20 protein-coding genes are annotated in these 22035 nt (G+C 43.6%); 5 read left to right on the top strand and 15 right to left on the bottom strand.

Features of this window, described 5'->3' with window-relative positions; genetic code table 11:
- Position 1 precedes the first annotated feature (1 nt).
- Entirely contained in the window at positions 2-580 is a 579-nt protein-coding gene (locus IV55_RS09265; RefSeq protein WP_057811546.1) for a TetR/AcrR family transcriptional regulator, read from the bottom strand.
- On the bottom strand, positions 573-1397 hold the full coding sequence (locus tag IV55_RS09270; RefSeq protein ID WP_057811548.1) for an HAD family hydrolase: 825 nt from the start codon (positions 1395-1397) through the stop codon (positions 573-575). Before IV55_RS09270 ends, IV55_RS09265 begins: the two co-directional genes overlap by 8 nt.
- 123 nt (positions 1398-1520) lie before the next feature.
- On the opposite strand from IV55_RS09270, the gene nrdI reads away from it, so the two are divergent.
- Positions 1521-1985: a class Ib ribonucleoside-diphosphate reductase assembly flavoprotein NrdI gene (nrdI, locus tag IV55_RS09275; protein WP_057811550.1), complete on the top strand. Its 465-nt coding sequence runs from the start codon at positions 1521-1523 to the stop codon at positions 1983-1985.
- Positions 1986-2072: 87 nt separating this feature from the next.
- Here nrdI and IV55_RS09280 read toward each other — a convergent pair whose 3' ends face one another.
- Entirely contained in the window at positions 2073-3251 is a 1179-nt protein-coding gene (locus tag IV55_RS09280; RefSeq protein WP_338043098.1) for an MDR family MFS transporter, read from the bottom strand.
- Positions 3252-3534: 283 nt separating this feature from the next.
- On the opposite strand from IV55_RS09280, the gene adhP reads away from it, so the two are divergent.
- A complete protein-coding gene (gene adhP, locus IV55_RS09285; protein ID WP_057811554.1) occupies positions 3535-4557 on the top strand; it encodes an alcohol dehydrogenase AdhP in 1023 nt (340 codons plus the stop codon).
- Between the two features lie 139 nt (positions 4558-4696).
- On the opposite strand, the gene IV55_RS09290 is transcribed toward adhP, so the two are convergent.
- The 9 genes from IV55_RS09290 to IV55_RS09330 all read right to left on the bottom strand — a co-directional run bounded on the left by IV55_RS09290 (position 4697) and on the right by IV55_RS09330 (position 11727).
- Positions 4697-5059: a bacteriocin immunity protein gene (locus IV55_RS09290; RefSeq protein WP_057811556.1), complete on the bottom strand. Its 363-nt coding sequence runs from the start codon at positions 5057-5059 to the stop codon at positions 4697-4699.
- Positions 5060-5200: 141 nt separating this feature from the next.
- Positions 5201-6031 (bottom strand): SPFH domain-containing protein, encoded by an 831-nt coding sequence (locus IV55_RS09295; RefSeq protein ID WP_057811558.1) that lies wholly within the window; start codon positions 6029-6031, stop codon positions 5201-5203.
- A gap of 28 nt (positions 6032-6059) precedes the next feature.
- The gene (locus tag IV55_RS09300; RefSeq protein WP_057811559.1) at positions 6060-6392 is read right to left on the bottom strand and encodes a type II toxin-antitoxin system antitoxin; all 333 of its coding nucleotides are present in this window, start codon (positions 6390-6392) and stop codon (positions 6060-6062) included.
- A gap of 327 nt (positions 6393-6719) precedes the next feature.
- Positions 6720-7178, bottom strand: coding sequence for a VOC family protein (locus IV55_RS09305; protein WP_057811561.1), 459 nt, complete (start codon positions 7176-7178; stop codon positions 6720-6722).
- Between the two features lie 284 nt (positions 7179-7462).
- A complete protein-coding gene (gene sfsA, locus IV55_RS09310) occupies positions 7463-8203 on the bottom strand; it encodes a DNA/RNA nuclease SfsA (protein WP_057811563.1) in 741 nt (246 codons plus the stop codon).
- Between the two features lie 53 nt (positions 8204-8256).
- A complete protein-coding gene (locus IV55_RS09315; RefSeq protein ID WP_083484013.1) occupies positions 8257-9738 on the bottom strand; it encodes a CotH kinase family protein in 1482 nt (493 codons plus the stop codon).
- Positions 9739-9751: 13 nt separating this feature from the next.
- Positions 9752-10318, bottom strand: coding sequence for a TetR/AcrR family transcriptional regulator (locus IV55_RS09320; protein ID WP_057811568.1), 567 nt, complete (start codon positions 10316-10318; stop codon positions 9752-9754).
- A gap of 9 nt (positions 10319-10327) precedes the next feature.
- A complete protein-coding gene (locus tag IV55_RS09325; protein ID WP_057811570.1) occupies positions 10328-11005 on the bottom strand; it encodes a DUF4956 domain-containing protein in 678 nt (225 codons plus the stop codon).
- A complete protein-coding gene (locus IV55_RS09330; RefSeq protein ID WP_057811572.1) occupies positions 10987-11727 on the bottom strand; it encodes a polyphosphate polymerase domain-containing protein in 741 nt (246 codons plus the stop codon). The genes IV55_RS09325 and IV55_RS09330 overlap by 19 nt, the downstream gene beginning before the upstream one ends.
- Before the next feature lie 282 nt (positions 11728-12009).
- On the opposite strand from IV55_RS09330, the gene IV55_RS09335 reads away from it, so the two are divergent.
- Positions 12010-14193, top strand: coding sequence for a Tex family protein (locus IV55_RS09335; RefSeq protein WP_057811574.1), 2184 nt, complete (start codon positions 12010-12012; stop codon positions 14191-14193).
- A 257-nt stretch (positions 14194-14450) separates the two neighbouring features.
- Here IV55_RS09335 and IV55_RS09340 read toward each other — a convergent pair whose 3' ends face one another.
- Positions 14451-16094 (bottom strand): glycosyltransferase family protein, encoded by a 1644-nt coding sequence (locus IV55_RS09340; protein ID WP_057811576.1) that lies wholly within the window; start codon positions 16092-16094, stop codon positions 14451-14453.
- Positions 16095-16261: 167 nt separating this feature from the next.
- The gene (locus IV55_RS09345; RefSeq protein WP_057811578.1) at positions 16262-17611 is read right to left on the bottom strand and encodes an FAD-dependent oxidoreductase; all 1350 of its coding nucleotides are present in this window, start codon (positions 17609-17611) and stop codon (positions 16262-16264) included.
- A gap of 328 nt (positions 17612-17939) precedes the next feature.
- Between IV55_RS09345 and glpK the strand changes: the two genes are divergently transcribed.
- The gene (gene glpK, locus IV55_RS09350) at positions 17940-19454 is read left to right on the top strand and encodes a glycerol kinase GlpK (protein WP_057811581.1); all 1515 of its coding nucleotides are present in this window, start codon (positions 17940-17942) and stop codon (positions 19452-19454) included.
- A 268-nt stretch (positions 19455-19722) separates the two neighbouring features.
- Entirely contained in the window at positions 19723-21204 is a 1482-nt protein-coding gene (zwf, locus tag IV55_RS09355) for a glucose-6-phosphate dehydrogenase (protein WP_057811583.1), read from the top strand.
- Positions 21205-21353: 149 nt separating this feature from the next.
- Here zwf and IV55_RS09360 read toward each other — a convergent pair whose 3' ends face one another.
- Positions 21354-21926, bottom strand: a complete 573-nt coding sequence (locus IV55_RS09360) for a Rossmann-fold NAD(P)-binding domain-containing protein (protein WP_057811585.1) — start codon at positions 21924-21926, stop codon at positions 21354-21356.
- Positions 21927-22035 lie beyond the last annotated feature (109 nt).

Consider the following 22035-nt stretch of genomic DNA (forward strand, 5'->3'; position numbering starts at 1 on the left):
TTTACTCAATAGCGATATTAGCCAATTCAAAAAGTTCATTTTGCGCCTGTTGTGAAAAAGCCAGTACTGCCGCATTTTCTCCATGTTGGAGTTGATAATCCAGCTCGGTCATAACCCAGCTCACATACTGTGCCACCAAATAATCAAGCGGCACCTGCTTTGTTGTTGGCCGATAAACCGTTAACATAAACGCGGTAAAATGCTTCGTTAACTCATGATGAAGACTCGCCGTCAAATCAGCATCTGGCAGATGTAACTTCATTAACGTTCGTGTCGTTACCGAATCTGTCATCAGCCACTTAAATAGTGGTGCAATCATCGCCTGCACATCGGCGACATTTCCCCGTTCGAAGCGTTGCGCCAACCGGTTCTCTAATTGCGTTTGATATGTGCTTACCAAACGTTCAGCAATGGCATATTTATCGTAATAATGTGCATAAAATGTTGACCGACTCACTGTGGCTGCAGCACATAATTGCGCAACTGTGATTTTTTCAAACGGTGAATCTTGTAATAACTTAATTAATGCCTGCTCAATACGGCGTGTCGTGCGGCGACTTCTGAAATCAGCTTCAGTCATTGTTGGCTCCCGTTTTTGGAAACTTAAAATAATTGGCTAAATATTTTGGCACACCGTCCTCAGTTACGGGATTCGTAGTCGTTTTCGCTGCATCAATTACTGCTTGAGGCGCGTCAGCCATCGCAACACCTGTCCCATTGGCGAACATAGGGACATCATTCAAGCCATTACCAAATACCAATGTGTGTGCTGCATCAATTTCGAGATCCTGTTGAACTTTCTGTAACGCAGTGGCTTTGCTAATGCCCTTGGGGATTACTTCAATATTATGCGGATTAGACGAAGATAGACTAAACATGCCGGTGGCTTCTAACCGATCGAAAACAGCAGCTAACGCATTGGGATCATCCGATACCACCAACCCGTTGACCACTTGATCCGCAACTGCAGCAGTCGCTTCACGTGAGCCTAAATAGATTGTCGGGGTGTCTACGCCTTGTCGCAAAAAAGCCATGTGCGCCAACGTGTCGGGATCTGTACTGTTATGAAATGTGGTATCAAGTGAAAATAACCGCATCGTTACAGGCGACTGAACGATGCTATCATACAATGTCATTACAGCCTTTTCGCCCAGCCGTGTGACAGACAAATTACCGTCAGCTCTCGTCACAGCTCCGTTAGCGCAGATAATATTCATCTTAGGCATCACCTGATCAGCAATTGATTCTGCTAAGGCCAGCAGTCGACCACTGGCGATGAACACTTCATGACCATCATCTCGTAATTGTCGTAAAATCTGTTTGGTAAATGGTGAAACTTTTTGCGAACTTGGAATCAAAGTGCCATCAATATCTGTAACGATTAAGTGCCGTTCCATGCAATTTTGCCTCCCTAGCATCAATTACGTAATAATAGCTGTTTTAATTTTAACGCTCGTCAAGACTGTTTTCGAAATTTTCCTTGCGGTACACTCAAATTAAATTATCAAAGGAGTGCCGCCATGACTGTCATTAATATTCGCTACATCTCAATTGAAGGTAACACCCGCAGCTTTATGCAACATCTAATTGACTACGCCAAGGAACAACATGCTAAAAACCCCACCAGACCATTAATCGTCACCAAAGAAGTTTCAGAGCAAACTGACTTCACCGACGAAACCGACCCTTACTTTGCATTTGTGCCAACCTACCTTGATGGCGGTAACGGAATCGATAATGGCGTAAAGGAATTAATGACTAATGTGCTTGGAGAATACATTGCATATCATGATAATCGCAAGCACTGCTTGGGTGTCATCGGCTCTGGCAATCGTAACTTTAATGAGCAATACTGTTTGACTGCTAAACGTTACGCTGAAAATTATGGTTTTCCATTTTTAGCAGACTATGAACTTCGTGGTACAAGTCGCGACATTACGCGAATTTACGATTTAATGGCTGATAAAATCAAAGTCACACACTAAAACAAGGGGAGTTTGGGACATAGTTAATTATGTCCCAAACTCCCCTTGCTGTTTTCTACGTTTCAATAGCGGAAACGTGCGCCCATTTTAAACTCGTTTTTTTCGTAGGCGCTCGCGTCGTGCCCGCAAATAAACAGCGGCAAGTGCGATCATTTGCACCATTCCAACCGCCATGAATAATACTGAGAATGTTGAAAAGTCCAGCATGAAACCACCAAACAGCGGTCCTAAAGCACGTCCAAAGGCAATCGCCATGTTGGCAAAGCCTTGATAACGGCCGGCTTCCAAGCTAGGCGCCTTCACTGCAATCCAAGCCGGCAAGGCCGGGTGACCAATCATTTCACCAAATGTCAACACGACCATCGTAATAATGAACGCAACGTAAGTACGTGCAAAAATCAGCATGAAAAATGACGCCGCAAACAGCGTGATACCGACAACGATTACGTTTTCAATCTTAAACCGCTCACTCCACCGCGTGACAAATGGCTGACAGATGACAATAATCAATCCGTTTAAGGTCCACAGCAAACTATATTTCAACACGGGTATTCCCAGGTTAGTCATGTGCACAGAGATAACACTTTCCCATTGTGAGTATGCCAAGTTGATTGCTAATAGTAATAACAAAATTAAGGTAACTAATACTGGCATCCGCGAGTGTTTAACATCACTCTTCGTATTATCTGTCCGATGCTGCTGTGGGGCAACGTTGAAGTGTGCCGCAACAACCGCTGTCAATGCGGCATAACAAACTGCTGCGATAATAAAGATCGTTGTAATCCCAAATTTAATGGCGTAGCCAACGATTAATGTACCGATAACAACACCAATATTCATCGCCACATACAATAAATTAAATACGTGTCGGGTTGACGTGGTCTTAACACGGGTGGCTAGTGAATTTAAGATGGTCATGTTCACACCATCACCAAATCCAATCACCAATAGTAGATACCCATATACAGGCCAACCATGCCAGAAGATTAGTGCGATGACGGCCACAGTTGCTAGCGCAGCGGAAAGAATTCCCGTTTCATAAGGTTTCCAGTGGTCAAATAAATAACCACCCACCGAATCGCCGACAATCATCATCAAGGACATTCCTAGCAGTACTAATCCTGAGAGCGTAAGCGATTCATGTAGATAATTATGTAAATAAATGGTCGTTAACGGCCACAAAAAACTCGCCCCTGTATTATTCAACAGTGACGCAACAAATAACCATCCAAATTTGATATCAGTTCTTTTGCCTGACAGAAAAATCCGCTCCTTGTTTTATGACGATTCACGTCCTTATAGCCATTCTATCACGCCATTTCGTTTGGGTCTCGTGCTAGCTCAATTAGTCTATCTGTTCACAATGTGTTTATGAAAAGAACTTACTTTTCGTACGTTAAAAAGCTCTACCTGGGGTATTGAATTCATTAAAAGTTTCAAAAATATGCAAATTATTTACAAATGCTCAATTATTCACTTTAATTTCACCAAATTGCCTGCTATGATGTAAACGTAAACAAAAAAAGGAAACCATAAAGGAGATTGCTTCATGAAAGCTGCCGTTATTAGAGATTCAGTTGATGGGTTCGTTGATGTTAAGGACGTTACCTTACGTGATTTAAAGGCTGGTGAAGCCTTAGTTGATGTTGAATATTGTGGTCTTTGTCACACCGACTTACACGTTGCCGCTGGTGACTTCGGTGACAAGCCTGGCCGGATCATCGGTCACGAAGGTGTTGGGATCGTATCTAAGGTTGCTGATGGCGTTGACGCCGTTAAAGTTGGCGACCGTGTTTCAATCGCTTGGTTCTTCAAGGGCTGTGGTCACTGTGAATATTGTTTGACCGGTCGCGAAACTCTTTGTCGTAACGTGCAAAACTCTGGTTTCACTGTTGATGGTGCCATGGCTGAACAAGTTATCGTTGACGCCAACTACGCCGTTAAGGTTCCAGAAGGCTTAGACCCAGTCGAAGCAACTTCTCTAACTTGTGCCGGTGTAACAATGTACAAAGCAATCAAAGTTGCCGACGTTAAACCTGGTCAATGGGTATCAGTTGTCGGTGCCGGTGGTTTAGGCAACTTGGCTATTCAATACGCTAAACATGTCTTTGGCGCTCACGTTGTTGCCGTTGATGGTAACCCTGACAAATTACAAGCTGCCAAAGAAAACGGTGCTGACTTATTGATCAACCGTCATGACGGTGACGTTGACAAGCAAATCCAAGAAAAGGTTGGCGGTGTTCACGCAGCCTTAGTAACTGCTGTTTCAGCAGCTGCCTTTGACCAAGCCGTTGACTCATTACGCCCAGATGGTAAGTTAGTTGCCGTTGCCTTGCCACAAGGTGACATGCAATTGAACATTGCCAAGACTGTGCTTGATGGAATCGTCGTTGCCGGTTCATTGGTTGGTACTCGCCAAGACTTAGCTGAAACTTTCCAATTTGGTGCTGAAGGTTTGGTTCACCCAATCGTTAAGACGCGTAAATTATCAGAAATTAACGACATGATTCAAGAATTAAAGGACAACAAGGTTGTTGGCCGTAACGTCGTTGACTTCGTTCACAACAAGTAATTATTGAATCAATCATCTCTAAAAAGTGCCCGAGACAAATTGTCTTCGGGCACTTTTTTTGAATTTAAATAATGAAAACGTGGAATAAAAGTCGGGAAGTAGCTACGTAGACTACTTCCCGACTTTTATCCCGCGCTTTTTATTTCGCGCTATGTTGTGGCACCACTTCGCCCAATTTATAAAATTCCTGTTTGGTCACCACTGATCTAGAGCGGCTATTAAATCCTACACGTGTCCCAAGTGTTTCTAAATTGATGATGTTGGCCTCTTCATCCCTACTGAAGTGCAAGTGATGTACCATACTCGTGTTACGGATATAGTTCATCAGTTGATCTAATAATTGTTCCGGACGCTCAGTAGTATCAATTTTTCGATAAACCTGCATCAAAACATCTGTAATATCTAGTAGTGCAACAGATTGTTCAGTGCGTTGTGACAAACGATTATATAATTCATGAACCTCATCTTTAGCTGCTTGTTGGATTGCTTCAGTTTGCTTCATATTCGTCTTTCCACCTTTTTTATTGATCTTAACTCTATGCACTCATTTAGATTATCATTTCATAACTTTATTTCAACTAATTTTCTGGAAATAAAAAAGCCGCTGCAAGTAGCACACAGCGGCTTCATTCGCTTTTCAGAGTTACTTTCCCAAGTTTTCGGCACCGTTCTTAAGTAACTTTCCGACAACGGGTAACTTACCAAATTCATCTGCGCTATCACTAGGCATTACAACAAGGTTCGTATTTGAATTTGCTAATTCTGCAAATGCGTTAATTGATTGGTTTTGGAAGTATTCTTCCCCAACGGTCTTAAGACCAGATTGGATCATGTCAATTCTATATTTCTCTGCGTCTGCGCGTGTTCTAGTAGCTGTCGCTTCAGCAGCTGCAGTTGCCATAAGCGCATCATTCTTTGCTTTATTGGTTAACTCGATTGAGCGTGCTTCCCCTTCAGCTTGGGCAATAGCAGCAACCCGTTCACGGTCCGCCGTTAATTGTTTGTCCATTGCTGCCTGAATTGCAGACGAGGGGGTCAATTCATCGATGTTAATTCGATCAACGTTAACCCCATAGGTATTGGTTAAGTCCCCTATTGCTTGTGCGAGTTCTTGGTTAATCTTTGCGGTTGAGCCAAGCGCTTCGTTCAATTCCATTCGCCCAATAATATCACGTAAGTGCCCACGAACTAACTGCGCCATTGATTCAATGGAATCAGTGTTCTCATACTGATATTTGACAGCATCAGTGATATGAAAGTTTAAAGTCAAGCTGGCCGAAACATCAGCGTTATCTTTCGTAATAATAGAATAGTTTGGTAAGGCAAGCGGTTCCATTGCTAGGCTAACGGTACGAATTTTTTGCACGCATGGGATGTAAAAGTGTAGCCCTGATTCAACACTGTGGCTGTACCGTCCAAGCGTTTCCACTAATCCTTGAGTATTCTGACGAACAATCTTTAATCCAAATGGCATAACTATTTCTCCTTATAATCGACATCGTTTACAGACGCCTCAACGTTAGAATATTTCCGTTACTTTCCAAGACTGTGTAATTTACATCCGGCTCAACATCCTCGTTGTTATCAATCAAGAACCTGTAATAGATCCCTGAGACTTCCACTAATCCGTTTTCAGTGTTTAGCTGATTGCCACGCAGAACCTGACCAACAATCTGGCGATGTTCAAATGTATTTTGGCCGGCACTAGCTCGTAGAATAGAATTTATGTGTGCATTGACGCTTCGGTTTGCACGTTGTGCGGCTGCCTCTATTTTGTTATACAACTCATCATCAAGTCTAAGTAGAAACCGTTTTTCCTTTGACTTGTCCCCCACCGCAATCACCTCTTTACTTTGTTAAATCAAAGTGTGATATTCATTTGATATCATAATGATATTATACGGCCATTTCCTACTCAAGTCGAATAAAATGACTGATTCTGTTTAAAACCATCACACGGTACGATTTCTTTCTTTCGACCTATGGAGCTTTGTAATACGGCCCTTCACGAATAATTGCAAAAATCGGACACCAACGATCACCGAATTAAAGCAAAACTGGCTGGCCTAACTTCGGTTGAATGCCGAAATCAGGCCAGCCAGTTAGCTGCTTAAATATTTACTCCAATACTGCGGGTTCAGATCTCTCCTTCATCCGACCATCTATACAGATGCAGTCGGTTGATCGGTATCTGTTTCTTCTTGTAACTCAACGACCGGAGCAGTCTGCTCCCAGCCATCTGGACGACAGTTAATAATCCAATTAACACCATAGTCGTCCGTAAATTCACCACGTTTCCCACCAAAGTAGGCATTCGCATACGGTGCAGTCACCCGCACCCTTTCGGACGTTGCCACCTGGTCGAAGAATCGCTGCGCATTGGCAACGTCCTGACTATCATTGGCATCAAATTCTAGCATGATAGCAATATTAGTGGCATGTTGTGGCTGATTCATAAAGTCATCGGAACACAAGATTTGCATCCCCATCACTTCAAACCCACCGTGCATGGTTGAATCATCTAAATTCGTATCGATCAAGTCCAGTTCTTTCGCTGCCGTTTCTGTCAACGGAATCCGAAAAAGATGGTCAGCGCCAAAAACTTCTTGATAATAAGTCATGGCTTCCTTCGCATTCGGAAAGTGAATGTATGGATGTAATGATAGTGCGATAATGGAACCCCCATTTCAGTGTACGCAATAGTATAGAAAATAACGGGAACTGTGTCAAACCAGTTTTTTACTCACAAAACACTAAATACAAAAAAGTAGGACAAACGTCAAGTCGTAGTCTGTACAGCGACTTGACGTTTATCCGACACTTTCACTATTTATACTCATAAATCAAAAAGAGCCTAGAACAAGATAAATTCATTGTCCCAAACTCTTTAAACCAGCTCAGTAATTTAATGTTGTTGTGGATCTGTAAAAGGTGCGTCAATCACAAAATCAGTTGGCCGATGTAATACCATTCCGTTCTCATCAACCGTAGAACAGTAGGCAAGAATCTTAACCCCATGAGGAACGGCGTCTTTAATGGCTTGCGTCAACTTAGGTGCCATATCACGATTTAGTGTCAGCACGTCAATGTTATCAATTTGAATCACGAAGAATAAATAAGCTAAGTAGCCTTCATCGACTGCATGTTCCAAGTTATAAACATGCTTCACTGCACGAATTGTCGGTGCGTCAGGAAAACCGACAATGCCATTACTTTCTAAAGTACAGCCCTTCGTTTCCACGAAAAATTCCTGTCCAGTACTGGTTTGACCTTTAAAATCAACCCGCGAATCACCAAAGGTTACCTCTGGACGAAATTCAGTGATTGTGCCCGGTAGATCAGGAAAAATTAACAAGCCCGCATCGACTGCTTCTTTGGTGACTTTATTTGGCATGGAACTATCCACGTTAACCCAAAAGTCACCATGATCAGTACGCTTCACGACAGCAACTAAATCCCAGTGTGTTTTCCGTTCTGGGTTTAATGCCGGCACCACCGACACCGTTGCACCGGGTAATAACACATCTGCTCCGCGACCGGTATTCTTCAAGTGCGTTTCCACAATTTCGCCTGCTAATTCTACCCGGCAGGTAAAGCGGCTTGGACGATCAACATAGCTTGCTAACTGTGCGCCATCATACTTCATGCCATTCACTCCTTGCTAACTTATTACTGCATTGAGTGTACCGCACTACGCGTTTAATGACCCGCTGAAACACTAGTACTTGATGATTGTTTATTTGCTTGTTGCCGCGCACTCGCACGGCTGGCGCTTGATGCCTTCGACTCTGAACGCATACTTGCTAATTCTGCTTTAGTTGGTGACGGTGCCACATAGTTAAATTTCAGCTTGTGAACATTCGTTGTGTAGTCGTTGAATAATGCATCACAGTCTTTAAATTGTCGTTTAACCGAGCTGCGGATCTGCATTAAACTGGTGACTTTACGTGACGGAATCGCCGTGTTCAATTGAATGTTTTCTTGATAGTTCTGCTCACCGATCCCGTTCATATACTGCGTGAACTGGGCATCAACCTTTTCAGGTGTCAAAGTCGTCTTACGCAACTGATGCCACCGCGCTTCGACTCTATCTGGATAAGCTTGAACCACCTGCTGTAATAGCTTATTACCCTCTGCTGTGGCAAGATCACCACGATTAGGATAGTTCGTTGAAACGTATTTCCCAGATGGATATAATTTGTACCCATTTTCGTACAGTCCCCACGTGGAATCTAAATCATACATGGTTGCACTCCAATGTTGTCCATCATAGGTGATTAACTCTAAATTACGTCCTAACCCATCTTGATCATGGACTAAGTTCGCAAACAAATACATATCAATCACAGAATTGACATCTAAGTGTTCAGCCGCATGCGCTTTAAAGGCTTTGTTTGAACTGTTAACGACAAATTTATCAAAGCGCTCGAAATCTTGTTTTTGTGCTGCTGTTAAAGTCTTTGGAACATCTGGCGTCCAACCATAAGGTCCATACGTCACATCAGTTGACTGAAACATATCAGGCCTACTCCAATGGTTACTCCCAATCGCCACAGTCTTTGGATTGTGTTTATCCATCCCCCACAGTTTCGGTTCCTTAACCGTGTTTAACGTATACATTCCCCATGACTTGCCATTAACCTTCAGCTTAATCGGAAACCCATTCACAGCGCCTCCATTTTGAGCTTTACCGAGCTGTTTCGGTGCATCTTTGCGGCTACCGACCATTTGGCCCCACAAATTTGCATTTACGAGGTTACGAGATTGCGTTGCATCGATGTAATTGGCCTTCAACACATACTTACTATGCTTTTGCCAACTTGGATCCGCCCGCCATTTCAGCTTATGTTTCAGATCCTTATCCTTGTAAAATTTCATGTTCCAATTTTTTTGTGCGTAGCGGCGAGAACTCTGCCCTTGCCATTTCATCTTGGCGTAACCCGTTTCAGTTTTGCCAGTTTGCTTATTCTTAAAGCTAAACTTAACTACCTGTGGTTTATCCTTCGTCTGAGAAATCGCCCCGGTAATGTGCACTTTTGGCAAATACGTCACCTTTTGAGAGGACAACAGCGGCAACTGCCGCGTCGTATTGAAATGTAACCAAGTAAAGGAGACACCCAATAAAATTACGATTAAGCCGATTACCACGCTTAGTCCCCATGGATTACGCCATTTTTTCATGTTTTCTACCCACTTAATTTTTTTGTTCTGGTAAGGCGACCGCTAAAAACGCAATCATGTCATCAAGATTCCCCTGAAGATCGCCTTCACCAAAGAAACCGTACAAGCTTAACTTTGCGTATCCGAATAATAATGACAAATACGCTTGTGCGAACTGCTTGCGCTTGGTTTCATCGTCGATCATTGGCGTCAAAATCGCCATCAGGATACTGCCAATGTTAGCTGATGTTTCTTCAATCTCAGCATCAACATGGTGCCCTTTATACGCCAGCGTTAGCATCTCTTGAAATGATGGATGCGTCTTCGCAAAGTCAAACACTGTATCTGCAAAGACATACAGCGCATCTCGACCAGACACGGGCACGAGCTTTTCATACAGTTGATGCATTAAAATATCACGACCGTGCATAGCAACTGCTAGCTTCAAGTCATCCAAGCTCGGAAAAAAATGATACAGCCGCTGTGGTTGCACTTCCAACCGGCGGGCCATGCCGCGCAATGATAGCTTTGCAATTGTCTCTGCTTCAGCGACCTGATAAGCCTCACTGACAATTAGCTCCCGTGTTAACGTTGTCTTCATAGTTACCCTCTAAATAATGTTCGCGGTCCGCCCAGTGTCATTTCGAAGTGAAACTTCAAGATTCCCGTTACGTTCACGAATCGCGTCCATAAACGCTTTTTGCTTGTTCACATCCTTCAAGATGATGTGATACTGAATTTCAAACAAGCTCCCCAAATTCGTCGTCCGTACGGTATCAATCGTTGTTTCTTTTGTGTATTCATCAAACAAATCATTGAATTCATGTTCGTAATCCAAGTTTTCCGGAATCGTGATTTTCATGATTCGTTCATTTGAATCGCTAGCTCCAAAATCAAGCATCGTGTACAGTAGCATTGCTAAACTGACAACAATCGTAAAGAATGCCGCGTAAAGTAAATACCCACGCCCAGTTGCCAGCCCAATCGTCATAGCAAAGAAGATGGTTACCATCTCTCTAGCATTTCCGGGTGCTGATCGGAACCGTACCAGACTAAAGGCACCGGCGACCGTTAATCCAGCGCCTAAATTACCATGGACGGTCATGATAATCGATTGCACCATAATTGGTAGCAAGGCCACCGCAAAGATAAAGTGCTTCGAGTAATGATTGTGGTACATATAAACGAGTGCCACGATTAGACCTAAAATTAACGTTACTAACGTGGTAATCAAAACCTGCTCAAACGTAACTAAATGGTGTTTTGGTCCTAAATAACTGACAAGCATTGTTGTCCCCCTAGAATTCCATATTTATAAATTAAGCCATACTTTGAAAATGGCTGTGGATAAATGTGTAACTTGGCGAATAACTCGCTCCAGTCAAACGGTAGCGCTTGGGGGATCTTGATTTCCATTACAACCATCCCTGGCGCCAATAACGGTGTCCCCACCGCCTCATTGCGCAAATCAACATCCTCCGTCCGCCAGCGAATGTTTTCATCAAACGTTAGTCGTAGCCCATTTGTAGACGCATAAGCTGAACGTTCATAAATCACGGCAGTTCGCCGCGTCAACGGCTGATTTTGCGTGAAGTAGTCGATTTCACGATAGTTCATATCATCAGTGGCCCCAACAACTGGTGCACGCTTACCTAAATAATCACAGGCTTGCCCATAAGGCAACACGATTCGCCGTTTGTATGTAACTCCGGTAACTTTCTTCTTTAGCTCCACAAAGGCCGTTTGTTGATCATGAATATCGTTACCATAAACTCGTAACCGTAACTTTTCCCGATACCGACTATCATCTAATTGTCGTCTAGCAAACGTGTAACTGTCTGTGTCGTAATACAGTGATGAAATCGTCTGCTTACCATAGTCATCAATTTCAATTTGATCCTGTAGTGCTGCTAATAGCCGCTTATAGGTCGCTTGATCCATCACATACTTTTGTTCGTGACGTTTAAAAATCAGCGGCACATTTTTAACTGCTGTGGCATTCGCAATCATGATTAGCGCTCACTTTCTACTTACATATTGTAAAAACCGGTTTAGTATAACACCGTTAGCGAACACTGTATAGGAAAATGCGACATCTGTCGATAATTGTTTCAAATGCTGTTAAGATAGGCTTTATAAGTTTAAAGAAGCATTAAGTTTTCATTGGAAACATTTTCTTCTTAATACACCGCATCGATTTTTAACAACAGTGTTATTTTCAATCACGACTAATGTTTTCTCGTTGAATCTCGTATACTAGTTATTATTCACAGCGCATTTATTGGAGGTCACATGACAGCACAATTAGATCAAGCCTTGTTAAAACAGGTCACGAATACCCTTCCTGATATTCGTGAACGCCAAATCGTCGCAACGTTGAACTTGCTAAACGATGGCAACACGATTCCTTTCGTCTCTCGTTATCGTAAGGAAATGACCGGTAGTTTGGATGAAGTACAAATTCGCAACGTTCAGGATACCTGGAATCACTTTGAAAAATTGGCAACTAGAAAAGCCGAAGTTAAGAATAGTATTGATGAACAACAAGCGCTCACGCCTAAATTAGCACAACAAATAGATACCGCTACCACCTTGCAGGCTGTTGAAGACCTATATCTACCATATAAGCAAAAGCGCCGTACCAAGGCGACCATCGCTAAGGAAGCTGGATTAATGCCGTTAGCCAAGTGGCTCCTGGCTTTCCATAGCGAAGCACTCACTCATGAAGTTAAGAAATACATTAACGCCGCAAATGACCTCCCTGATGAAACTGCAGTTTTGGCAGGTGCACATGAAATCTTAGCGGAGGCCTTCAGTGAAGAAGCAAGTTTTCGTGAATTTATTCGCGACTATACGCGAACACACGCTCATCTAGTTACTACCGTTAAAAAGAATGGTGAGCAGCTTGATGAAGATGGCGTTTATCAACAGTATTATGATTTTGAGCAACCGTTAACAAGATTGGCTGCGTATCAAACGCTCGCAATTAATCGTGGTGAAAAAGCCAATATTTTGCGTGTCACGCTTAGCATCGATACGTCAGCGATCCTGAATTTCCTCCGCTTCCGCACCATTGGCCATCACAATGGTCCCGCGGTCGCCGTTGTCACCGACGCCTATGAAGATAGCTACAAACGCTTCATCGGTCCAGCAATAGAACGTGAACTCCGCAATGAATTAAGTGACGCCGCTAACGCTCATGCAATCACCGTTTTCGGCACTAACTTATATCATTTACTCATGCAAGCACCAATGAAGGGCAAGGTCGTACTTGGCTTTGACCCCGCCTACCGGACTGGTTGTAAGCTGGCAGTCATCGACGCAAATGGGAAATTTTTAACGAAACTAGTCATTTATCCACACAAACCAGCGCCAGCCGACAAGCGGGCTGCGGCGGCTGATCAATTTAAAAACCTGCTTGAAAAATATCAGGTTGAAATGATTGCTATCGGTAACGGAACTGCTTCCCGTGAATCAGAGATTTTCGTTGCTAACGTACTTCATCAACTAAACCGTGACGTACAATATGTCATCGTTAACGAAGCCGGCGCATCCGTTTATTCCGCCAGTCAAGCAGCACGTGATGAATTCCCTGATTTACATGTCGAAGAACGCAGTGCCATCAGTATTGGCCGGCGGCTGCAAGATCCCCTGGCCGAGCTCGTCAAAATTGATCCGCAAAGTGTCGGCGTTGGGCAGTATCAACATGATGTGCCGACAAAACAACTGACTGAGCAGCTCGACGTCGTCGTCGAAACTGCCGTTAACCAAGTGGGGATCAACTTAAATACAGCCAGTGCCGAACTGCTGGAACATATTTCAGGTCTGAATCACACCATTGCCATAAACGTGGTCGCTTACCGTAACGAAAATGGTCGCTACACGGACCGCCGTCAATTAAAAAAGGTCCCTCGATTAGGACCTAAGGCCTATGAACAAGCTGTTGGTTTCCTACGTATCATCGGTGGTAAAAATCCGCTGGATAACACAGACATTCATCCAGAAAGTTATCCGGCAGCACAAAAGATTTTGAAATTAACTGATACCACTGATGCTGCCCTAGGCTCAGCCTCTTTCATCGCCGCCACTAAGGAGCTTGACCAGCGTGCCATCGCCGATCAAACCGATACCGGTTTAGCGACGGTTACCGATATTTTGGCCAGTTTAGCTAAGCCAGGACGGGACTTACGTGACGACATGCCAGCACCACTGTTACGTCATGATGTCCTAACCATTGAAGACTTAAAACCAGGCATGGAACTACAAGGCACTGTTCGAAACGTCATCGATTTCGGTGCGTTTGTGGATGTTGGTGTCAAACATGACGGACTGGTGCACATTTCCAAATTAACGAAGAAATTTGTGCGCAACCCTGCTGAAGTTGTTTCAGTCGGTGATATCGTCACTGTTTGGATTGATGACGTCGATTTAAAACGTCAACGAATTCAACTGACGATGATTAATGAGAACGAATAAGCGCACACGTGAACTAGGCTCAGAACCGCCGTTTGGGTTGGATTTTAGTCCGATATCGTGCTTAATCTACACAGTCATCTACGTTTTCACAATTTAAGTTTGCAAAAACAGCAAGGGGTCTTGGACATAACTGATTATGTCCAAGACCCCTTGCTGTTTTCTAAATTATAACGGCGAAACCAGGCGTCAAAAGTCCATTAGTGGTGCAGACTATTGCCCGACTTTTGTTCCGCGCTTCTTATTACAACTACTACGATTTACCACAGGCCGTTATGATAATGAACAGTCAGCGTCTGCGTGTATTTTGGCACCATCACCTGTATCGTCCCACGCTTCGAAAGTTTCGCTGTCAGTTGTTGACCAGACTGTGCTTTAACTTCGTAGCCACCGCCATAATTAAATAGTGGCAAGTCTATTCGCCCACCTTGCGCCTGTTTAGGCACCGTCACCTTAATACCATTCGGCAATGGCTGCTGTTTGACGTGTATACGCTTCTCTTGACCAGCTGGCGTCTTAATGATTGCCTCATGCTGGTAAATGCTGTGTAGGTGTTTAACACTACTTTGCGGGGCGTAATCAAAGTAACGGGCCGAGGTGGCAAAGTGATGATACGTTGCTGGTGTCACTTTTGCTTTAGCCATTGCCACGTAAGCACCACTAGTAACTATGGTCAAAAGTAATGCAACACTCAAAATCACTGTCTGCCACTTAAACTGTAATTCAATTCGCTCAGCTAGTGAGACAACTGCAACTAAGACAAACAAACTGATGAACGTATACAGACGCCATGGATGTTGAATCACATTCACTGGGGTATGTTCAAATAAAAACCAAGGAAACAGCGATGTCGTCGCCCAAAATAGCACAGTACTTAAGACGGTCAACATTTTTCCGAAGCCATCTAATCTTCGAAAGCCTACCCACAACGCGATTAACGCGACCAAGACAATCGTTCCCAGCGTGACGCCATGTGTTAATAAATGCGTCTTGGTGATGTTAGCCAAGCCATAGCCAACCGCCACTGGTGGGGTAATCGCTTGACGGGCTAATGACCCAATGAATGGCGTCGCAACCTTGATTGTCGAAGTCGTTTTTAACATGACCAATAATTCAGGTAAGCTGACTAACCCAGTAATGAGACCGGTAAGCATTAAATCACGCCACACTTGCCATTTATTTAAACGACGCCAGCCAATCAAAACCACCAACACGACCATTCCCGCGGCTAATAAAGCTGATAAAACGTGTGTATACGTCAACATAATGGCACCGATACTTGCTGGCAGCCATCCCCGCTTAGCACCCGTTAAGATCATATATACGCCAAGAAAGAGTATTGGGTACCACATCATTGACTGTGCTTCTGGCAGGTCAAAACGAACTGTTTCGTTAAACACCATATAGCCTGATAAGTTATATAAAACAGCGAATAACCAGGCACCTTGAATGGGTCGTAACGATTGCCGCAGTGTCAAAAACTTTTGCATGCACCAGTATGAAAACCAACTACTCAAGACAATATAAAACATATTGCCTAAATGAAGGGCTAAAATTCCAGGCACACCTATTAGCCGCAGCAATGCATATGGGTATAAAAAGACATATGGATAAAATATTTGAATTCCTAAACCAGCACCACGAAATGTATATGTACTGATTGCGTTATGCCACATGCCATTTTTGGCGGCAAGATACAGTTCTTCAATTCGATTCACATGAAATTGTTGATCCCAACCACCGAATAGCTGATTATTCAATAAAAATGGTAACTCAACCGCTAAGGCGACCAATAAAAAACTCACCCAGAGACTAAGCCGGCGATGATCGCGAACCCAACCATAAAATCCCGATGTTTGTGCATATGTTTGGCGTTGTTTCGATAGTGCTTCGTGATAATCCACTTGTCATAACTCCTTATTTAAAAATAACGTTCGTATCGTAACACACTTCAAGACGGCAAGATATCTTGATTGAACGTCTCATGCATCAAAAAGAGTGTTTGGGACAGATGACTCCTGTCCCAAACACTCCTAAACCTAAATTTCACTTTTAGTAACTGTACAAACGATTAGTTAGTAACTTTTTCGCTAGCCTTGGCAACAGCTGCCATTGCGACTGCGTTGATCCAGTTCAATGGTTGATCAAAGTTTGGTTGGAATAACATGTCAACCATCGATAACGTTTCAATCGTCATGCCAGTTTGAATTGCCATAGAAATGACGTTAGCTGATTGAGAAACATCGTGGTCACTGTAGAATGCACCACCCAATACCTTGTGTGTTTCAGGATCCCAAGTTAAGGAACAAAGCACTGGTGTTGTTGACAACATGAAGTCTGGCCGGTAGTCTTGCTCGATTGTAACTGAATCGACAGTCACATTGCGAGCCTTAGCACCTTCCGTAGTTAAACCAGAAGCAGCAATTGTCTTACCAAATAATTCAACGGCTGATGATGATTGTGTCCCAAGGTACTTAACAGTTGGTTTTTCAATGTTATGACCAACCAAGATTCCTTGACGAACCGCATTGGTTGCCAATGGAATGTAGTCATCCTTACCCGTTGGGTTGTAGTGAACGGCAGCCGAGTCCCCTGCGGCAAAGACATCAGGATTGCTGGTCCGCATGTATTCATCAGTAATGATGGCACCGTTCGGTAGCATATCAACTTTGCCCTTCATCAATTCAGTGTGTGGCCGGAAACCAGTACACAAAATTGCGATGTCGGCGGTATAACTACCCTTGTCAGTGGTTACGGTAACTTTGTCATCACCACTAAAGCTCTTAACCATTTCGCCTAATGCTAATTTAACACCATGATCGGTGTATTCTTTTTCAACACGTTCAGTAATGTCACTGTCAAAATTCTTTGCCAAGACACGAGGTAACCCATCAACCAACGTTACTTCTTTGCCAGTTAAAGCATATTGTTCAGCTAATTCAGCACCAATGTATCCAGAACCAATGACAACGGCACTCTTAATGTTGTCTGCTAAGTTCTTTAATTCCATGGCGTTGTCCCAGTTCTTACATAGGTAGACGTTCTTGTTATCAACACCATCGATAGGTGGAATAACAGGCCATGAACCAGTTGTAACAACTAACTTGTCATAACTTTCTGTACTAACTTCACCAGACTTCAAATCCTTAACAGTTACTGTCTTAGCATCAACATCGATATCAGTAACATCATGTTCCATCTTCATGTCTGCGCCTAAAGCAGTTAATGCTTCTGGACTTGAATAAAACATCTTGTCAGGGTCTGAAACATGTCCCCCAACCCATAGTGCAATCCCACATGATAAGAAGGATAAATTATTATTCCGTTCATAAACCGTTACATCATAATCTGGGTGTTCCGTTAAAATTTGTTGTGTGGCAAATGTTCCTGCATGAGTAGCTCCGACAACGATAACTTTCATAACTGGATTCCTCCAAAATTTGAATTGAATGATTTAAGTTGTACACAACTTTATAGTAACTTTTTAAAAGTCATTGTCAACGCTTACAACCCCGTCAAAACAAGTTTCACAAGTCTACACAGCGATTAATAAAGGGGGTATCTATTAGTTTGTGAAATTATTATATTTTTCACATAATCACAGCATGGTCTTTGTTTGTTCATTTAACACGTAACGACTTATAAAGATTCACTAGGCACCGGCACTTCGTTTGTCGCTATTCTGATAATTCGTTATACTGACAGCATTGGTAACCGTTTACATAACAACAAACAAACTGAGGTATTCTATGGCATTTGTTACCGAACACTACATTCTCGCAGTCGATCAAGGCACGACTGCTTCTCGAGCCGTGATCATTAACAAAAATGGTCGCCGCGTCACCGCAGCTTCTCAACCACTAACTCAAATCAATCGTCACCCAGGTTGGGTCGAACACGATCCCAACTTACTGTGGAATTCCGTGCAATCGGTTATTTCAACCGTTCTGATCAACGCTGGGATCCATCCCGACCAAATTGATGGCGTCGGGATCGTAACTCAACGGGAAACCACAATTATTTGGGATCGACAGACAGGCGAACCAATTGCACCGGCCATCGGGTGGCAATCAAAACAAATCGACAAACGAACGCCAGAACTAATCGAAGAAGGTTATGCCGATCTGATTCACGAAAAAACCGGTTTGTTCATTAATTCTTACTTTTCAGCGGCCAAGATTCGTTGGTTATTAGATCACGTTGATGGCGCCCAAGAACGCGCCGAACGTGGCGAGCTTTGTTTTGGCACAGTCGACTCCTGGATTGCTTGGAAATTATCTGGCTCAGCCATCCACGTGACTGATTACTCTAATGCGAGCCGAACAATGTTGTTTAACATCCACACGCTTGATTGGGATGATGAAATTCTAAAGTTGATGAACATTCCTCGCGTGATGTTGCCAACCGTTAAATCATCTGCAGAAGTTTACGGTCATACGCAAAATTATCAATTTTTCGGTGCCGAGGTTCCCATTGCGGCATTAGCTGGCGATCAACAAGCAGCCCTTGTCGGTCAAATGGGCTTTGAAAAAGGTATTGTTAAAAATACCTATGGTGCCGGGGCGTTCATCATTATGAACACTGGTACAACCCCACTAATTTCTAATAACGGCCTACTAACTACCATTGCCTACGGGCTGAACGGTGAAGTTAAGTATGCACTGGAAGGTTCAATTTTCGTTGCAGGTTCGGCCATTGGCTGGCTTCATGATGAGATGAAAATGATTGCCGACGAGCCGGCTGCCAAACGAGCCGCATTAGCCTCCACAAACGATGACGAAGTTTACATGGTACCTGCTTTTTCTGGACTGGGTGCGCCCTACTGGGATGAAGATGCCCGTGGTGCCGTCTACGGCATTACTCGCGGTACAACTCAAAATGATTTCGTCAAAGCAACGCTTCAGTCAATCGCTTATCAAACACGAGATGTTATTGAAACCATGCGTAAGGATACCAATTTAGCCATTCCACAGCTGAAAGCTGATGGTGCTTCCTCACGTAACACTTACCTCATGCAGTTTCAGGCCGATATTTTGAACATGGAAATTGACCGTTCTGCTGATGAGGAAACCACGGCACTAGGGGCGGCCTACCTTGCTGGTCTGGCTGTCGGATTTTGGTCAGACGCGGATACTTTAGCAACTATCTACCAGGATGGCAAAACCTTCTCACCCAAGATGAATGCAGATAGGCGACAGCGTCTTTACCACGGATGGCAAACCGCAGTCAAAGCAACCGAATTGTTCAAGCTACCAAAGGCGTAATTACCAGTTTTTGGAAAACTTTTTCACCGGTTTTTAAAAAATATGAAAAAAGTTTGAGCCTCTTTTTAAATTGGTCTGGTCCGTTTAATCGTTGGTCTAGCAAGTTTTCATTGAAAATGCACGCCCCACGGTGAATGAAAACGGTTGCGCAAAGTGGGTGCACCATCAGAAATATTGTTATATAATGAACCACGGCAACGATGGAAAGCGTTTACGCCTTTCATTACTGCGAAAACTACATCAATGGCATATTTAAGGAGTGAAAAACGTGGCAACAGAATACAGCTCATTGTTTACCTTCTTTGGCGGTACTGGTGACTTGGCCAAACGTAAACTGTACCCATCACTATTTAAACTTTACGTACGTGGAAACTTAGGTGAACATTTCGCCGTTCTCGGGACTGCCCGTGATTCATGGGATGACGCACATTTCCGCGACGTTGTTACTGAATCAATCCAAGCAGATCAGCCCGATGCCGACATGCACGCAGCTGAAGTCTTCGTGAAGCACTTTTACTACCTTGCCCATGATGTTACGGACAAAGCCCACTATGCTGTTATGAAGGATCTTGTCGAAAAACTCGACAAGCAATACGAAACAAAGGGCAACCGGATTTTCTATCTATCCATGGCCCCACGTTTCTTTGGTGAAGTTGCTTTGAACCTGAAGTCAGAAGGTTTGCTTTCTGAAGATGGCTCAAGTCGCTTAGTTATCGAAAAGCCTTTCGGTACCGACTTTGACACTGCCAAAACTTTAAACGACCAATTATCAGGTGCCTTTACTGAAAACCAAATTTACCGGATTGACCACTACCTTGGTAAGGAAATGGTTCAAAACATCCAGGCATTGCGTTTTGGTAACACCTTCGTTGAATCACTATGGAACAACCGTTACATCGACAACGTGCAAATCACTTTAAGTGAAAAATTGGGTGTTGAAGATCGTGCCGGTTACTACGATACTGCCGGCGCTTTACGTGACATGGTTCAAAACCATATCATGCAAATCGTCTCTCAGTTAGCCATGGAACAACCAGTTGCCTTTACTGACGCTGATGTCCGTGTTGAAAAGATCAAGGCACTACGTTCACTGCGTGTTTACAGCCCTGCTGAAGCCGCTAAGAACTTTGTCCGTGGTCAATATGGCGCCAACGATACTGAGGTTGACTACCGTGACGAACCAAACGTACCAAAGGATTCTGCCAACGACACCTTCGTTGCTGGTAAGTTGCTCTTTGATAACTACCGTTGGTCAGGTGTGCCATTCTACGTTCGGACTGGGAAACGCTTAGCTGATAAGTTCACCCGGATCGACGTTGTTTTCAAGAAGCCATTGATCGATATCTTTGCCTTCCCACAAAGCATGAACACGACCTTAGCACCTAACGTTTTGACAATCTACGTTGAACCTAACTCAGGGTTCTCATTACAGTTGAATGCCAAGACTGCTGGTCAAGGTTTCGAAACTGAACCAATTCATTTGGACTTCCAACAAGACGTTGCTCAAAAGGAAGAAACTCCAGAACCATACGAACGTTTGCTGCATGACACCTTAAAGGGTGACCAAACAAACTTCGCCTCATGGAATGAAGTTTCTTACGCTTGGACCTTCGTTGATGTGATTCAAAAGCTATGGGACAGTGAAACACCTGACTTCCCTAACTACGTATCCGGTTCAATGGGGCCTGCTGCATCAGACGAACTGTTGCAACGTGACCACCGTTCATGGATCTATCGCTTAAACCGATAATTAACTGATTAACTAAAACAGCTTCAGACAAAAGTGATTTTGTCTGAAGCTGTTTTTTGTCATTTCAAATTTTTTCCAGTATCTTTTCTTCCACTGTGTTATACGTGTTCAGTGCGTTTGAACAAGAAGGCTTTTTCCCAAACACGAAATCATGTTATTTTTTGCTGCTGTGGTCCGATCTGCTTGTCTTTCAGCAATTGCGTCATCATCTCATCGACGCTCACACGAAGATTAGTGTATTGATACTGATAAAACTCTGGGTGTAGCGGTTGGTACGTTACTTGACCCTTAAACCGTGGGTAAAAATCAGCACCAGTTGTCGTTCCACGTAACGGTAACAGTAGCCACGCAGGAATCGGAATCATTGCACTACGAATGCTCTGGTCGCGAAAATCAGTAACCATAATTCGTTTCAAGTCAGCCATGCTCATTGGCATCCCCATCGCCAAATTACGCGTTCCATCGGCAGCATCAGTTTGCATTAATGCCACTTGCATAGCGGCCACATCGCGGACGTCAACCGCATAGCCTTGCATTGGCAGTGCAAAAGGAATCTGTAGCAACTGTTTCATTTGAATCGCAGAATAACGCGCCCATGGCACTAAGGATGGGCCCAGCACAAAGGCAGGATTAATGGCGGTCATTTTAACATCGTGCACATTCTTTTGGGCATCATTGATCAATTCCCATGCGCGCCGTTCCTCTACCGTTTTGCTCTTCATATAGTCTGCTAGACCGCGTGCATCTGCGTTTGTCCAGTCATCTTCGTTATACGGTAGATTGTAAAATTAATCCGAACGCTGTTCGGACAAAAAAGATCAGCTTCCTTTA

The organism is Furfurilactobacillus siliginis, assembly GCF_001437435.1.
GTDB classification, from domain to species: domain Bacteria; phylum Bacillota; class Bacilli; order Lactobacillales; family Lactobacillaceae; genus Furfurilactobacillus; species Furfurilactobacillus siliginis.